Annotated in this window: 1 pseudogene; it reads right to left on the bottom strand. The window is 65.4% G+C overall.

Features of this window, described 5'->3' with window-relative positions:
• A pseudogene (locus IG75_RS36975) lies at positions 1 to 710 on the bottom strand (DNA-directed RNA polymerase subunit beta); the annotation flags it as partial.

Below are 710 nucleotides of genomic sequence, written 5' to 3'. Positions count from 1 at the left end.
GGCCCAGCACTCCATCTCACCGAACCGCTGACCACCGAACTGCGCCTTACCACCCAGCGGCTGCTGGGTGATCATCGAGTACGGACCGGTCGACCGGGCGTGGATCTTGTCGTCGACCAGGTGGTGCAGCTTCAAGATGTACATGTAGCCGACCGCCACCGGGTACGGGAACGGCTCACCGGACCGACCGTCGAACAAGGTCGCTTTTCCGTCCGCCCCGACCATGACCTCGCCGTCCCGATTCGGCCGCGTGGCGGCCAATAGTCCGGCGAGCTCTTCCTCGCGTGCCCCGTCGAACGCCGGTGTCGCCAGATTCGTATCCGGCGCCGCCGAGAGCAGTTCGGCGGGCAGGCGTTGCGCCCACTCGGGTCGGTCACCGTCGCGGCACACCATGGGTGTTCAAAATAATGTCCACCGGCGTGCCGTCCGGCATGAACGGCATATCCTCGGTCGGCAGGATCTTGCCGATCACACCCTTGTTCCCGTGCCGGCCGGCGAGCTTGTCACCGTCCTGGATCTTGCGCTTCTGCGCCACATACACCCGGACCAACTCGTTCACACCCGGAGGCAGATCATCATCGTCCTCGCGGGAGAACACGCGGATACCGATCACCTTGCCCGACTCACCGTGGGGCACCTTCAGCGAGGTGTCACGGACTTCGCGGGCCTTCTCACCGAAGATCGCGCGCAGCAGCCGCTCTTCCGGGGTC

Origin of the sequence: Nocardia rhamnosiphila NBRC 108938, from assembly GCF_000720425.1 — a bacterium.
GTDB classification, from domain to species: Bacteria; Actinomycetota; Actinomycetes; order Mycobacteriales; family Mycobacteriaceae; genus Nocardia; species Nocardia rhamnosiphila.
The sequence above is the reverse complement of the archived record's forward strand: the minus strand, read 5'-3'. Positions and strand labels throughout refer to the sequence as shown.